The 15,295-nt window shown below is 71.8% G+C and carries 10 protein-coding genes, 1 pseudogene and 1 riboswitch; of the genes and pseudogenes, 6 read left to right on the forward strand and 5 right to left on the reverse strand.

Annotated features, from left to right (window positions below):
• Positions 1–524 precede the first annotated feature (524 nt).
• On the forward strand, positions 525–2,801 hold the full coding sequence (locus tag GPA10_RS11735; RefSeq protein WP_157165439.1) for a glycosyltransferase: 2,277 nt from the start codon (positions 525–527) through the stop codon (positions 2,799–2,801).
• Between the two features lie 239 nt (positions 2,802–3,040).
• On the opposite strand, the gene GPA10_RS11740 is transcribed toward GPA10_RS11735, so the two are convergent.
• Positions 3,041–3,532 carry a winged helix-turn-helix transcriptional regulator gene (locus tag GPA10_RS11740; RefSeq protein WP_058846834.1) on the reverse strand — a complete coding sequence of 164 codons (492 nt, stop codon included), beginning with the start codon at positions 3,530–3,532 and terminating at the stop codon, positions 3,041–3,043.
• 158 nt (positions 3,533–3,690) lie between these two features.
• Here GPA10_RS11740 and GPA10_RS11745 point away from each other — a divergent pair, with 158 nt between their 5' ends.
• The 3 genes and pseudogenes from GPA10_RS11745 to GPA10_RS43640 all read left to right on the forward strand — a co-directional run.
• Positions 3,691–4,116, forward strand: a complete 426-nt coding sequence (locus GPA10_RS11745; RefSeq protein WP_157165440.1) for a tautomerase family protein — start codon at positions 3,691–3,693, stop codon at positions 4,114–4,116.
• Between the two features lie 26 nt (positions 4,117–4,142).
• Positions 4,143–4,895 carry a hypothetical protein gene (locus GPA10_RS11750; protein WP_157165441.1) on the forward strand — a complete coding sequence of 251 codons (753 nt, stop codon included), beginning with the start codon at positions 4,143–4,145 and terminating at the stop codon, positions 4,893–4,895.
• Between the two features lie 247 nt (positions 4,896–5,142).
• A pseudogene (locus tag GPA10_RS43640) lies at positions 5,143–5,469 on the forward strand (VOC family protein); the annotation flags it as partial.
• Here the strand turns inward: GPA10_RS43640 and GPA10_RS43645 are convergent.
• The gene (locus GPA10_RS43645) at positions 5,406–5,630 is read right to left on the reverse strand and encodes a hypothetical protein (RefSeq protein WP_343040712.1); all 225 of its coding nucleotides are present in this window, start codon (positions 5,628–5,630) and stop codon (positions 5,406–5,408) included. The pseudogene GPA10_RS43640 and the gene GPA10_RS43645 sit on opposite strands and share 64 nt — an antisense overlap.
• 10 nt (positions 5,631–5,640) lie before the next feature.
• On the opposite strand from GPA10_RS43645, the gene GPA10_RS43650 reads away from it, so the two are divergent.
• Positions 5,641–6,375: a VOC family protein gene (locus GPA10_RS43650; RefSeq protein ID WP_343040709.1), complete on the forward strand. Its 735-nt coding sequence runs from the start codon at positions 5,641–5,643 to the stop codon at positions 6,373–6,375.
• The gene (locus GPA10_RS43655; protein WP_343040688.1) at positions 6,372–9,044 is read left to right on the forward strand and encodes an aminotransferase class I/II-fold pyridoxal phosphate-dependent enzyme; all 2,673 of its coding nucleotides are present in this window, start codon (positions 6,372–6,374) and stop codon (positions 9,042–9,044) included. The genes GPA10_RS43650 and GPA10_RS43655 overlap by 4 nt, the downstream gene beginning before the upstream one ends.
• Positions 9,045–9,173: 129 nt before the next feature.
• Here the strand turns inward: GPA10_RS43655 and GPA10_RS11770 are convergent, their stop codons facing one another.
• The 3 genes from GPA10_RS11770 to metE form a co-directional block, all read right to left on the reverse strand.
• Complete coding sequence (locus GPA10_RS11770; protein WP_157165443.1) at positions 9,174–10,055, reverse strand: GNAT family N-acetyltransferase; 882 nt, start codon at positions 10,053–10,055, stop codon at positions 9,174–9,176.
• A 286-nt stretch (positions 10,056–10,341) separates the two neighbouring features.
• Positions 10,342–12,348, reverse strand: coding sequence for an ATP-binding protein (locus GPA10_RS11775; RefSeq protein WP_343040689.1), 2,007 nt, complete (start codon positions 12,346–12,348; stop codon positions 10,342–10,344).
• 208 nt (positions 12,349–12,556) lie between these two features.
• The gene (gene metE / locus GPA10_RS11780) at positions 12,557–14,875 is read right to left on the reverse strand and encodes a 5-methyltetrahydropteroyltriglutamate--homocysteine S-methyltransferase (protein ID WP_343040690.1); all 2,319 of its coding nucleotides are present in this window, start codon (positions 14,873–14,875) and stop codon (positions 12,557–12,559) included.
• Between the two features lie 167 nt (positions 14,876–15,042).
• Positions 15,043–15,258, reverse strand: a riboswitch (cobalamin riboswitch).
• Positions 15,259–15,295 lie beyond the last annotated feature (37 nt).

The following is a 15,295-nucleotide window of genomic DNA, read 5'->3' on the forward strand; positions in this document are numbered from 1 at the left end:
ACCATGCACAGCCATTCGCGGTCATTCGCAACTTGATGTGCGCTCGTGACGTATGGCATGCAGGCCGAATCGAGCCCTCCACATCTTCACGGCTCCGCCACCCGGCTGTCTGGATCGCGGCGCCTAGCGCCCCCTCCGTTTTAACCTTGATGTCCAAGTGAATCCCATATGACCTCAATGCCCTGCTGGACATGTGAACACTTTGTGGATTTGAATGGTCGCGTTCGCGTACTGGAAGCGCAGTAGGAGAAGTGGGGGCTCACTGCTGTCCTGACGGGCGTGCTCGGGCGGAATCGCTCAGCGAAACCTCTTTACGTGTGCGTCGCCCCGTGGCGAATAGATTCAAGGTGAATCAAGCCGGGCCGAATACGGCGACGCATGGCCGCGTCGCAGCACCTTGCGAACAACCGGTCGCAGCACGTTGCGAACAACCGAATGAGGACTTTCCCTGCGTGGCGCCGACCTCCCACGCGGGGCGAACAGCGCGCGCCCTCGACCAGGGCGACGGCGTGGGGGAGAGAGCAATGAAGATCGCGTTTCTGATCAACAACGCCTATGGCATAGGCGGGACGATCCGCGCCACCGTCAACCTCTCCCGTGCTCTGGCCGACCGGCACGACGTCGAGGTCGTGAGCGTGCACCAGGTGAACGACGAGCCCGAACTCGCCTTCGACGGGCGGGTTCGGCTCAGCGCCCTCATCGACATGCGCAGGGACAGCCCCACCTACGAGGGCGACCACCCGCTCACCGCGCAGCCGTGCACGATGTTCCCGGACACCGGCGCCGCCGCGAACTCCGCGCGCCTGCCCTACTCGGCGCTCCAGGACGAGCGCATCGGCGCCTGGCTGCGCGCCACGGACGCCGAAGTGGTGATCGCCACCCGGCCCGACCTCAACGGCTACCTCGCCCGCGACGGCCAGAGCAGGTATCTGCGCATCGGCCAGGAGCACCTGAGCCTGGACGCCCACAACGCCACGCTGCGCGCACACCAGAACAAGGCGATCGCGGGACTCGACGCCTTCGTGACCGTGTCCGACGCCGACGCCGCCCAGTACCGCCGGGCACTGCCGGACGTCACCGCCCGCATCCTGTGCATCCCCAACAGCGTCCCCGAGCCCGCCGTCGAACCCTCCGAGCAGCGCTCGGACGTCATCGTCGCCGCGGGCAGGCTCACCGGCGTCAAGCGCTACGACCGGCTGATCAGCGCCTTCGCGAAGGTCGCGGACAACCACCCCACGTGGACGCTGCGCCTCTACGGGCGCGGGCCCGAACGGCCGAAACTGCGCCGGCAGATCGACGAACTCGGCCTGTACAACCGCATCTCCCTCATGGGCCCCGTCTCCCCGATCGAGACGGAGTGGGCCAAGGGCTCCCTCGCCGCCGTCTCCTCCGACATGGAGTCCTTCGGCATGACCATCGTGGAGGCCATGCACTGCGGCGTCCCCGTGATCTCCACGGACTGCCCGCACGGCCCCGCGGAAATACTCGACGAGACCAACGGGGTCCTCGTCCCCCTGGACACCGGCGTGGACGGGTACGCCGCGGCCCTCGACCGCCTCATGGCCGACGCGCCCCTGCGTGCCCGCCTCGGCGCGGCGGCCCTCAAGCGGGCCGCGGCCTACGCGCCGCCCGCCATCGCCCGGCGGTACGAGACGCTGTTCCAGGAACTCTCCGGCCCGGCCCCCCGACGCTCGCCGAAGGCAGGGAACCTCGGCTCGTTGTGGACCCGGCTGAAAGCCTCGCTGCCGAGCAGGCCCGAGGCGCACAGCGAACCGTCGCCCGCGCAGGAGGCGGACCCCGGCACCGAGCCCGTCGTGCGCCCCGTCGTCTTCGCCAGGGCCACCGCCGGCGGCGGCATCACCCTCCGCCTCGACCCGGCGACCCTGCCGCCCGGCCCTCTCGACTTCCTGGCCCGCCTGCGCCGCGACCCCAAGGGGCGGCACGTTCGCGTCCCGATGGCGCCCGTGCCCGCCGCTTCCGGCCCGTACGACGTTCACGTCACGCTCGACCCGGCCGAGCACGCGTTGTCGGAAGGCCGCTGGGACTGCTACGTCGTCGGCGAGGGCACGGCCGGGAAGAGGGCGCGGCTCGTCTGCGCCATGGCGGAACGATCCCGCAGCGTCGGCCGTGACCCGCTGCTCCTCGACGGCGAGGTGTCGGCGTGGCTTCCCTACGCCACGGCCGACGGGTTCCTGGCCCTGCGCGTCTGGCAGCGCACCGCACACGCCGAAGTGACCGACATCGCCATCGGCGACGACCACGCCACCGTCACCGCCCGGCTCTTCGGGGCGGACGCCCCCGAATCCATGGACGGCGCCACGGTGATCGCCGTCTCGCGCGAGGGGGAGCCCCACGACTTCACGCTCCCCGTCACCCGATCCGCCGCGAGGGCCGGGGAGTTCTCCTTCACGCTGCCCTACTCCCGTGCGCTCGCCCTGCGCAACAGCAGCCACGACCTGTGGGACCTGCGCCTCCACCTGGGGCACACGAGCCCGCCGGTGACCATCGGCCGCATCGGCGGCGACATCGTCGACCGCAAGAAGACGGACGTCGTCCCGGCCGTGCTCCTGCAGCACGGCACGCGCGGCGAAACCCGCGCGAAGCCGTTCTTCACCGTGACCAACGACCTGGCGCTGAGCCTGCGGGACACGGAAGAGGCCCCGGAGCCCGGGACGCCGGAGCCCCGGGAGGCAGCGCCGGCACCCCAGGTGGTGATCCGGACGCCCGAGGCGGTGGCCCGAGAGGCCGAGGCGATGCCCCAGGCTCCGGAGGCGGACCAGCCCAGGGAGACGGTGGGCTGACCGGTAGCGGCAGCGGCAGCGGCGCGGGTACCGGCATCGTCGCCGGTGGCTCGGCGCCCGGCCGCCGGATGGATCACTCGGATCAGCCGAGTCGGTCGGAGCCGGTGGCTCGCGCCCGGCCGCCGGATGAATCACTCGGATCAGCGGACTCGGTCAGGTCAGCGGACTCGGTCGGGTCAGCGGACTCGGTCGGGTCAGCCGAGTCGGTCCGGTCAGCCGAGTCGGTCGGGTCAGCGGAGTCAGTCGGATCCCGTCCGCTCCCAGGCGGGATGCAGGCGGATCTCGATGTCGCCGGACGCCGTCTCGGGTGCCGGGTCGGCCGTGACGCGGACCCGTACAGGACGGCCGGTACCCGCCTCGGTGAACGCCAGCGGCGGGCGGCCGTCCTGCAGATGTTCGTCGCCCCATCGCATGAGTGACAGGAACACCGGCAGCAGGTCCTCGCCCGCCTCCGTCAGCCGGTACTCGTCGCGGGCCCGGCTGCCCGGCTCCCGGTAGAGCGCGGGCACGACGACCCCCGCGGCCTTGAGCTGCTTGAGCGCCCGCGAGACCGCCGGCGCCGAGGCCCCGATCCGCTGTACGAAGTCCTCGAACCGGGTGGTGCCGTAGAAGCACTCGCGGACCACGAGGAAAACCGTCTTGGTACTGAGCAGGTCGAGGACCCGGGCGGCCGAGCATCCGTCGCCGACCGACCAGGCGTCCCGGTCGCGCAGCCGTTCCTCGAAGTTCATCGCCACCCCGCCATAGTAACTAACGATTGCGTTACCCAGCTGGGCGTGATTCCCTCTACCTAATGATGCCGTTACTCAGATGGACGGCACCTTGCCCCCTCCCGCCCTGCCCTGCCCTGCCTTGTCTTGTCTTGTCTTGTGAGGAGTTGCGAACCGCCATGCCCTTGTGGACCGTTCATCACACGCCCGGCACCTTCACGGACGCGGATAAGCACCAACTCGCCGCGCGTGTCGCCGACCACTACGAAGAGGTCGGGCTGCCCCGGTTCTACGTGGTCACGCTGTTCCACGAGACCCGGCCCGAGGACTTCTTCGTCGGCGGGGAGCCCGCCCCGGCCGGGGTCCGCATCACCATCGACCACATCGCCCGCCACAACCCCGACCAGGAGAGCCGCCGCAGGACCGCCCAGTGGATCCGGGGCATGCTCCAGCCCCACCTGGAGCGGAACGCGGGGCTGCACTGGGAGTTCCACGTCGACGAGACCAGCGACGACCTCTGGATGATCAACGGGCTGGTGCCGCCGCCGGCAGGCTCCGGCGCGGAGAAGCTCTGGGCCAAGGACAACGCGACGTCACCCTACTGAGACGTCGGCGCGGCTACTGTGCGCAGATGTCGTACGAACTTGACGCCGTCGTAGGCGAATTCGACCGCCTGCGGTCCTGGGCCGAAGGCGTACCCGGGGCGGTGGTCGCCCCGCTCGGGCAACGCCTGGGACTCCTGCAACTCTCCGCCGATCTCCGCGGTGACCTGCCGCGCATCCTTGGCGATCTCTCACAGGCAGGACAGGTGGCCCATGTGGCAGCGGACTTCTGGGGCGGCGACGGGGAGCAGACCGCCGCGGTGTGGCGGGCCGGCGTACAGGAGTGGGGCCCGGTGCACACCTCGGACTTCGGTGAGCCGCGGGAGTCCTGGCCCATCAACGCGGCGCTCGCGCGACTCGGTGCGGCACCGCCCGGCCCCGGTGCGCCGGACCACCACGATCTGTTCGTGGAAGTGGGCCTCGGCCGAAGACGGGACGAGGAGGACTGGCGCGGGGCCGCACTGAAGGCCTCCGACGCGGCCGACTACGACGAGTGGCACGCACGTGATCAGGCCGAGCGGGAGTCCGAGCAGCGTGCCGCAGCCGAGCGCGCCCTCCACGAGCGGCTGCCCGACATCCCGGTGCCCCTCAACGGCAAGGACATCAGCGCCTTGCTCGACATCCCTGAAGGCCGGACGATAGGCGCGGCCATTCGCCACCTCCAGCAACTCCACATCGACCACGGCCCCCAGTCCCGCGAGGCGGCCGAGACGGCGCTGCGCGTCTGGGCGGCGGGGCAAGGCTTGCGTTCCGTCGCTGCGGGGCGGGCGGAGGGGGCGTGAGGGCACAGGCCGTGCGGTGAAGCGCTAGCCTCTGCCGTCTGCCGTCTGCCGTCTGCCGTCTGCCGTCTGCCGTCTGCCGTCTGCCGTCTGCCGTCTGCCCATGCCCGGCCCGCCGTGTCAGGTCCGCCGTGTCAGGTCCGGATCTGCCACTCCAAGCAGCGGTGGCCCGATCGTCGCGCTCACCCGGAAGGGGGCCTCCCGGCCGGGCCAACTCGCGCCCCATGCCCCCCTGTCCTAGACATAGACGATGGCCCTGCCCTCTTCCTCCGCCCCCTCATCCTCCTCTTCGCCCCCGTCCCCCTTCGATCCCGCAGCCGTCGACCACGTAGAACTCTTCACCCCAGATCTGCGGGCGTCGCAGAAGTGGCTGGAGCGGGGGTACGGCTTCCGGCCGGACGCGTCGGTCGGGGCTGCGGGCGGGGGAGGGGGCTGCCGTTCCGTGGGACTGCGGAGCCATGACATCTGCCTCGTGTTGACCGAGGCCACGGCGTCGGACCACCCCGCGGCGGCCTACACCGACCGGCACGGCGAGGGAGTCGGGTGCATCGCGCTGCGGGTCCGCAGCGCGACCGAGGCCTTCGAGGAGGCGGTCCGGCGTGGTGCACGGCCGGTGGCTGCGCCGACGGCGACGTCGATGCCGACGGGGACATCGACGCCGACGGGGACATCGATGCCGACGGGGACATCGTCGGCCATGTCGGCGGCGGCGACGTCGGCGGCGGACGGTGCCGCCACGGCGTCGATCATGGCCTTCGGCGATGTCGTGCACACCTTCGTGGAGCGTCCCCGGGGCGCCGGGATCTCTGGCACCGCCGAGATGCCTGGCGTCGGCGAGACCACCCACAAAAATCCTGGTGCCTCCACCACCGGGCTCACCGCCATCGACCACATCGCAGTCTGCCTCGAACCGGGGCACCTGGAACCGACCGTCGAGTTCTACCAGCGCGTCCTCGACTTCCAGGCCGTCTACAGCGAGCGCGTCGTCGTCGGTTCCCAGGCCATGGACTCCACCGTGGTCCGCAGCGCGTGCGGAGGCACCACCCTCACCCTGATCGAGCCGGACACCTCCCGCAGGCCCGGACAGATCGACGCGTACCTGAAGGAGCACCGCGGCTCCGGCGTCCAGCACATCGCCTTCGCCACGGACGACATCGTGCGCACCGTCTCCGCGACGCGGGCCGCCGGGGTGCGGTTCCTGTCCACTCCCCGGGCGTACTACGACGGCCTCGCGGCACGGATGCGACCGCTGCGCCACTCCGTCGACGAGCTCCGCGCAGGCGACGTACTCGCCGACGAGGACAGCGACGGCCAGCTCTTCCAGATCTTCACGCGGTCCGTCCACCCGCGCGGCACCTTCTTCCTCGAACTCATCGAGCGCCGAGGTGCCCGGACGTTCGGCAGCGGCAACATCAAGGCCCTGTACGAGGCGGTGGAACACCAGCAGGCGGAGGGGCAGCCGGTCATCGGTACGGGCGAGTGACCACGGGCAACGGTGACGGCTGCGGTGTCGGCGGGCCCGCCCGGGTAGGGGGCGAGCGGACGGACCCGCCCCGGACCCTCGCCGAGATCGAGCAGTCCGCCGCGGCGCGGCTGCCCGCCGACATCCATGACTTCGTCGCGGGCGGCAGCGGCGACGAACGCACCCTCACCGCGAACCGCACGGCCCTCGACCGAGTCACCCTGTACCCGAGGATGCTCACGGGGGCAGGCACACCCGACCCCGCCGGTAAGTTCCTCGGCGTGCGCTCGGCGCTGCCCGTCGCAGTCGCGCCCATGGCCTACCAGCGCCTCGTGCACCCGCACGGCGAACTCGCCCTCGTGTCGGCCGCACGCTCGGCCGGTGTGCCGTACACCGTCTCCACGCTCAGCAGCTGCCCGGTGGAGGAGATCGCCCGGGTCGGCGCGGACCTGTGGTTCCAGCTGTACTGGCTGCGCGACCGCGGTGTCCTGCTCGAACTGGTCCGACGCGCCGAGGACGCCGGTTGCCGGGCGCTGATGGTCACCGTCGACGTACCCGTGATGGCACGGCGGCCCCGCGACCTGCAGCACAGTTTCGCCCTGCCCGCCGGAGTGACCGCGGCCCACCTGAGTCCCCAGGAGCGCGGGCAGGCGTCCGTCCGGCGTCCTCACGCGTCGGCGGTCGCCGCCCACACCGGCGCGGTCGTCGACGGGTCCATCGGCTGGCGGGAGATCGCCTGGCTGCGCGCCCGCACCGCCCTGCCGCTGGTACTCAAGGGCGTCCTGCACCCCGACGACGCCCGGACGGCGGCAGCGGAAGGCGTCCGGGCCGTCGTGGTGTCGAACCACGGCGGCAGGCAGCTGGACGGCGCGCCCGCGAGCATCGACGCGCTGCCGCCCGTCGTCGACGCCCTGGCGGACGAGGGGAGCGGCTGCGAGGCTTGGCTGGACAGCGGCATCCGTACCGGAACGGATGTCCTCAGGGCGCTCGCGTCGGGGGCATCGGGCGTACTGGTGGGACGACCGCTGCTGTGGGGCCTGGCAGCCGACGGGGAGGCCGGTGCCGCTCTGGTCCTGGACCTGCTGCGGGCGGAGTTCGTCGAGGCGCTGACCCTGACGGGCTGCCCCGACGCGGCGGCGGCCGGCCGACTGCGCACCGGCGGAAACGGTGAGGAAGGCGACGCCATGCAGAGCAGTGCCGCACCGAAAGATTCGGGGGCGGGACCGGGCCCCGACCCCGACCACCCCCGCACCCCCTTGGAACCGTCCACCGAACCCCGCACCCCCTCGGAACCGTCCACCGAACCCCGCACCCCCTCGGAACCGTCCACCGACCCCCACACCCCCTTCGAACTCTCCACCGACACCCTCCACCCGTCCCTGACCGACCCCGTCCTCTCGTCCATGAACCTGCTGAACGAGGTGGCCCACCGCTTCCCGGACGCCATCTCCTTCGCCCCCGGCCGCCCCTGCGAGGACTTCTTCGCCGCCGAGGACATCCACCGCCACTTGCGCACCTTCTGCCGCTACCTCACCGAGGAGCGCGGCCTCACCACGGCCCAGGTGGACCGCACGCTCTGCCAGTACGGCCCCACCAACGGGATCATCCAGGAGCTGGTCGCCCGGAACCTCGCGGCCGACGAGGGCATGGACGTGGACCCCGCGACCGTGGTGATGACGGTCGGCTTCCAGGAGGCCCTCTTCCTCGTGCTGCGTGCGCTGCGCACCGACGAGCGGGACGTCCTGCTCGCGGTCGAACCCGCGTACGTGGGACTCACCGGCGCCGCCCGGCTCCTCGACCTGCCGGTACGGCCCGTCGCGGGTACCGCCGCGACCGGGGTCGACCTCGACGACCTGGTCGCGCAGGTGCGCCGGGCCAGAGCCGCGGGGTTGCGACCGCGGGCCTGCTATCTCGTGCCCGACTTCGCCAACCCGTCCGGTGCCGGCATCGGGCTGGACGACCGTCACCGCCTGCTCGCCCTCGCCGACGAACACGACATCCTCCTCCTGGAGGACAACCCCTACGGCCTCTTCCACGGCCACCGGGAACGACTGCCGACCCTCAAGGCTCTCGACCGCGCGCGCAGGGTGATCTACCTCGGCTCCTTCGCCAAGACGGTCCTGCCGGGCGCCCGCGTCGGATACGCCGTGGCCGACCAGCCCGTCAGGGATTCCGCGACGGGCCGGACCGCGCCGCTCGCCGCCCATCTGTCGAAGATCAAGAGCATGCTCACGGTCAACACCTCTCCCATCGCCCAGGCCGTCGTCGGGGGAAAGCTCATCGAGCACGGCTACGACCTGGCCGACGCCAACGCCCGCGCGCGGGAGCGGTACGCCCGCAACCTCGACCAGGTCCTCGACGGTCTCGCCCGGCGCTTTCGGTCCAGGGCCGGGGCGCCGCACACGGTCGGGATCGAGTGGAACACCCCGACCGGCGGCTTCTTCGTCGTGCTGACCGTGCCGTTCACCGTCGACGACGACCTTCTGGAGCACTCCGCCCGCCGGTACGGGGTGCTGTGGACGCCGATGTGCCACTTCTACAGCGGCGCCGGGGGAGACCGTCAACTGCGGCTGTCGGTCAGCCTGGTCACCGAGGACGAGATCGAGGAGGGGCTCGACCGGCTTGCGGCGCTGGTGGCGGAACGATGTTCGCGGCCGGGTGACCGTCCGGCCGCCCGCTCGACCCGCTGACTCGACCCGCCGGCTCGAACCGCCCGGTGACCCCCGTACGCCGCCCGGTGACCCCCGTACGCCGCCCGGTGACCCCGTACGGCGCAGGCCGGGCACGGTGATGTCCGCGCCCGGCCCGTCCTTGCGCTGCTACAGGTCGAGCTGGTGCTCGTGTGTCGTGTGCGTGGGTGTGTAGCCGAAGCCGTCGTTGATGTGCCGCATGTACGTGTTGCTCTCGGCGGTGTCGGTCAAGAGGCCGCCGAGGTGCGGGTAGTTGCTGTGGGCCTGTCGGATCGACTCGGCCTTCATCCAGGTGCCGAGGCCGTGTCCGCGGTGTTCGGGCAGGACACCGGTGCCGTAGTGCTGGGCGTCGCCGGTGCCGTCGCCGGGGACGACGAGTTCCGTGAACCCGGCGATCGAACCGTCCGATGTGTCGAGGGCGACGACGGTGTGCAGCTGGTCGCCGCGCTGTTCGACGGCCTTCGCCGCGGCCCGTACGCGGTCCACGTCCCAGGCCACGGTGCCGTGGTCGGTGTCGTCCATGGGCATGTCGTCCATGGCGCGGCGGGACGCGGCGAACGTCGGGGCGAGGTGGTCGGGGACGGTTCCCTGCCACGAGGCCAGCCGGTAGCCGGGACGCGGGCGGTCGACGATCTCGGCGAGGGCGGAGGTGTCCACGTCGGCCGACGACAGGCGCGCGTACCTCAGGGTGAGGACCTTGCGGAAGCCGTGCACGGCCAGGAACCGGTCACCGGGCGAACCGGCCTCGGACTGTGCGACCACGCAGCGCCGGGCGTCTTCCCGGGCGGCGGCCACGGCGGCGTCGAGAAGCCGCGAGCCGACGCTCTTGCGGCGCTCCGCGGGGTGGACCTGGAGGGTCAGTTCGGCCAGGTGCCTCTGTCCGGAGCCTGCGAACAGACGCAGGAAGGCCGAGCCGACCGGACTGGCGTCGGCGTCGGACGCCAGCCATGCGAGACGCTGCCCGTGCGGGTCGTGGGCGGGGTCGGTCAGTGGGGTGATACGAAGCGACAAGGTGTCTCCGTCGTCAGGAGGTGGCAAGGGTCTGTACGCGAGCTCAACTCCTGGGCAGTCCTGCGCATATGCTCCACACCTCCTCGTCGACGGCGCCGGTGGACGACACCGGCGGCTGGGTGAACCTAGCTGACCTGCCTGTTACCTGGCAACACCGAACCGCCCGCTCCCTGGCAAGCCGAACCGCCTGTCCCTTGGCAACAGGTTCCGCTCACCTGCCCGGACACCCGCCGGCCGCCGCTGACACCCGCTCGCTCGCACCCGCCGCCGCCCGTGGGCCCAAAGCTCACGTGCTCTCCATGGGGCTCTCCTCGATCACCAGCGTGAGGACCGAGCCGAGTTCCGCGGCGGCGCCGCGGTGCAGGGCGCGTTCGAAGGCGTCGTCTCCCACGGACGCCCTGGCCGTCTGCTGGCACACCTTGCGCAGATCGCTCAGCTCGGGCGTGCCCCGCTGCTCGTGCCCCACGGACGCCCAGCAGGTCTGTGCCGCCCCGGACACCAGCGCGGCCGTCTCGCCCTGGCCCCGCTTCGCGGCCGCCGCGGCGAGGACGTCCAGGCCCAGAGCGATGCCGAACGTGTCGGTGAGGCTGCGCATGCCGTCGAGCATGGCGCGCGCGTGCACGACCGCGAGGTCCGGCATGTCCGTGGCCAGGGCGATGAGCGCGATCTGGTAGTTGGCGTAGGCGCGGGTCCACCGCTCCCCGCGCGCCGCGCACCGGGCGCGGAGGGCGAGCGCCGCCTTCATGGCCTCGGGCATCCGGCCGAGCCCGGTCAGGGCGAAGACCTTCACCAGATGGCAGCGCAGGGAGAACGCCGAGGTGAAGACCGGCTCGGTGCTGTCGCCGAGCACCGCGTCGACGACCGACTCGGCCCGCGCGGCGTCACCCTGCAACAGGTGGGTGATACCGAGGAGATAGGCGGCCGCGAGCATGCCTTCCCGGTCGTCGGAGCGTTTCGCGACCCGCGCGCAGCGGCGTCCGATCCGCTCGGCCTGGTCGTGATCGCCCTGCAGCAGGACGACGATGCCGAGGACGCAGGTGGCCCGCTCGTGTACGAGGCTGTGGTTCGGGCTCGCCCGCAGGGCCTCTTCGAGGTACGCGCGTGCCTCCCGCAGATGGCCGCAGCACGACCAGATGAAGCCGATCCGTCCGGCGAGCTCCAGGGCGCGGCCGGGCTCGTGGCGTACGAAGTGGTCCATGGCCGCGCACAGGTCGGGGTGCGCGGCCGCGATCCTGCGGTACCACAGGGTCTGCCCCGGCCCGGTCCAGCCCTCGTCGGCGGAGCGGGCCAGGTCGAGGAAGTACCCGGCGTGCCGGGCCGCGTTCGGCGCCCCCTCCTCCAGCTCGGCGAGCCACATCTCCCCGTAGTCGCGTACCGCGTGGGGCAGTCGGAAGAGACCGGTCGTCGTCGCACGCACCACCGACTTCTCCAGGAGCCCCGTCAGCGCCGCGTCGAAAGCCACCCCGGCCAGGGGGCCCTCCGCGCACACCCCACGGGCGGCGGCCCGGTCGAAGTGCCCGGGGAACACCGACAGGCGCGCCCACAGGAGGCGTTCCAGCGGCGCGCACAGCTGATGGCTCCAGCCGATCGCCAGCCGCAGCGACGGGTGCCGGGAGGGCCACGTCGGAGCGGCGAGCAGATCGCGGTCCGTGCCGAGCTGCCCGGCGAGGCCGCCCAGCGTGGCGTACATGAGCTGGACCGCGGCCAGTTCGAGGCCCAGCGGCACGCCGTCGAGCAGACGGCAGATCGTCGACACGTGCTCGTCCTGCTGCTGTGTACGCGTGCGCAGCGCCGGGGCCACCGTCACGGCCCGGTCGGTGAACAGCTCGCGGGCCTCGTCGTGCGGCAGCGGCGGGACCTCCTGGCAGACCTCGCCCGGAACGGTGAGGGCCTGGCGGCTCGTGGCCAGGAAGGACAGACCCGGGCAAGCGTCGAGGAGTTGGGCGCACAGCTGCGCGCACGGGGAGACGAGGTGCTCGCACGCGTCGAGCACCAGCAGCATGCGCTTGCCGGAGAGCCAGCCGACGAGGGCGTCGAGCGCGACACCGTGGGTGTGGTCGGCGAAGCCCGCGGCACTGGCCACGGCCGACAGCAGGTTGTGCGCGCTGGACACCTGCCCCAGATCCACCCACCGCACGGTGCGCGAAGGGAGCGGCCGCGGTGCCCGCGCGTCGCGGAGCACGGCCTCGACGGCCAGCCGGGACTTGCCCACGCCCGCCATGCCGGTGAGCGTGACCATCCGGTGGGACGCGAGCGCGGAGCCGACTCGGTGGAGGTCAAGCGCACGACCCACGAAGGAGTTCGTCTGCTGTGGAATCTCGCCCAACATCCCGTCATTGTCACCCGGGGGACGGCCGTCGTCCGCCGAGTGGAGGGATACCGGCCCCCACGGAACCGGCCACCTTTGCCCAACGCCTGCGCCGGCTCCCGGCAAGTTCACCCTTTCCGGTGGGCCGGGGCGCGTGGGGGCGCGCCCCGGCCGGGAGTTGGATCGGGGAAGGTCAGGAGGTGGGCAGTTCGTTCCGGACGGTGCGGGCGGCGCTGACGAGGTTCTCCAGGGAGGCGCGGGTCTCGGGCCAGCCGCGGGTCTTCAGGCCGCAGTCGGGGTTGACCCAGAGCCGCTCGGCGGGAATGGCCTGAAGTCCCTTGCGGAGCAGGGCGGCGGCCTCGTCGGCGTCGGGCACGCGGGGGGAGTGGATGTCGTAGACACCGGGGCCCGCCTCGCGCGGGTAGCCGTGGGCGGCGAGTTCCCGGGCCACCTGCATGTGCGAGCGGGCCGCCTCCAGGCTGATGACGTCGGCGTCGAGGTCGTCGATGGCCTGGACGATGTCACCGAACTCGGCGTAGCACATGTGCGTGTGGATCTGTGTCTCCGGCCGGACTCCGCTGGTCGTGAGCCGGAAGGACTCGGTGGCCCAGGCCAGGTACGCGGCGTGGTCGGTGGCGCGCAGCGGCAGCGTCTCGCGCAGCGCGGGCTCGTCGACCTGGATGACCGAGGTCCCGGCCGCCTCCAGGTCGTTCACCTCGTCGCGCAGGGCGAGCGCGACCTGGCGTGCGGTGTCGCCGAGGGGCTGGTCGTCGCGGACGAAGGACCAGGCGAGCATCGTCACCGGGCCCGTCAGCATGCCCTTGACCGGACGCTCGGTGAGGGAGTTCGCGTACGCGGTCCAGCGCACCGTCATCGGCTCGGGCCGGGAGATGTCACCCGCGAGGACCGGCGGGCGGACGTAGCGGGTGCCGTACGACTGGACCCAGCCGTGCTGGGTGGCGAGGTAGCCGGTGAGCTGCTCGGCGAAGTACTGCACCATGTCGTTGCGCTCGGGTTCGCCGTGCACCAGGACGTCGATCCCTGCCTGCTCCTGGAAGGCGAGGACGTCGCGGATCTCGCTCTCGATGCGCTGCTCGTAACCGGCGTCGTCGATGCGTCCCGCGCGCAGGTCGGCGCGGGCGGCGCGCAGTTCCGCGGTCTGCGGGAACGAGCCGATGGTCGTCGTCGGAAGCAGCGGCAGCCTCAGGTGGGCCCGCTGGGCGGCGGTGCGCTGCGCGTACGGCTGGGAGCGGCGGCCGTCGGCGTCGGTGATCGCGGCGACCCTGGCCCGTACGGCCGTGTCGTGCGTGAGGGCGGAGTTCGCGCGGGAGGCCAGGTCGGCGCGGTTGGCGGCCAGTTCCGCGGTGATCGCCGAGGTGCCCTGGGCGAGGCCGCGGGCGAGCGTCACGATCTCGGCGGTCTTCTGCCGGGCGAAGGCGAGCCAGCGCAGGATCTGCGGGTCGATGTCGCGTTCGGCCGCGGCGTCGATCGGGACGTGCAGGAGGGAGCAGGAAGCGGCGACGTCGACCCGGTCGGCGAGGCCGAGGAGCGTGCCGAGGGTGGACAGCGAGGTCTCGAGGTTGTTGATCCAGATGTTGCGGCCGTTGACGACACCCGCGACCAGGCGCTTGCCGGGCAGTCCGCCGACCGCGGCGAGCGCGTCGAGGTTGGCGGCGGCGGCATCGGTGAAGTCCAGGGCGAGGCCTTCGACGGGAGCCTTCGCGAGGACGGGCAGCGCGTCGCCGAGCCGGTCGAAGTAGGTCGCCACGAGCAGCTTGGGCCGGTCGGTGAGGGCGCCGAGGTCGCGGTAGGCGCGGGTCGCGGCGTTGAGTTCGGCCGGGGTGCGGTCCTGCACCAGAGCGGGCTCGTCCAGCTGCACCCACTCGGCGCCGGCCGCGCGCAGGTCGGCGACGACCTCGGCGTATACGGGAAGGAGGCGGTCCAGGAGCGTCAGCGGCTCGAAGTCGGCGGCGACACCGGGCGCGGGCTTGGCCAGGAGGAGGTAGGTGACCGGGCCGACCAGGACGGGGCGGGCGGCGAGACCGAGCGCGAGGGCCTCCTTCAGCTCGGTGACCTGCTTGGCCGAGTCGGCCGTGAAGACGGTGTCGGGCCCCAACTCGGGCACCAGGTAGTGGTAGTTGGTGTCGAACCACTTGGTCATCTCCAGCGGCGCCACGTCCTGGGTGCCGCGGGCCATCGCGAAGTACCCGTCGAGCGCGTCGGCGTCGACGGCCGCACGGTGTCGTGGCGGGACGGCGCCGACCATGACACTGGTGTCCAGGACGTGGTCGTAGTACGAGAAATCACCGGTCGGCACCTCGTGGATGCCTGCGTCGGCCAGCTGCTGCCAGGCGGAGCGGCGCAGGTCCGCCGCGGTCCCCCGGAGGGCGTCCGCGGTGACGCGGCCCTTCCAGTAGCCCTCGACGGCCTTCTTTAGTTCACGGTTCTGACCCTGGCGGGGGTAGCCGTACACGGTGGCCCGTGCTGCCGCGGCTGCGGGCTTCGCTGTCACGGAAATCTCCTTCGCGAGATGACTCCTGAGGATCCCGGTGACGGGACACGGACGCGAAGGGATGACGAACCGGGCGGAGTGAACGCGCGTGCTCGTACTGACACGGTTCTCCGCCGGTATGTACGCCGACCCGCCCACGAGGTCACCGAGATGTCCGCACGCGATCGGTCACGTGCGGGCAACGGGCAGGTCTTCGGACTCGTGGACGCGCCTGCCGAAGCAGACTCCTACTGGCCGTCGCTTCCCAGACCCGGCCGGGTCCAGTGCGTATGACGGCGTTCGTTCCCACTCACCGCTGCGGGGCAGTCCCGGATTCCCACCGGGTTCCCTCTTACGACGCGTCTGCCTGGCGGACAGGGCGAACCAGCTGCACAGGTCACGTTAGAGGGTCCCCGGCTTCTTGGGCAGCGCTGTCCGCGG

The sequence above is a fragment of the Streptomyces typhae genome, assembly GCF_009755605.1.
GTDB classification, from domain to species: domain Bacteria; phylum Actinomycetota; class Actinomycetes; order Streptomycetales; family Streptomycetaceae; genus Streptomyces; species Streptomyces typhae.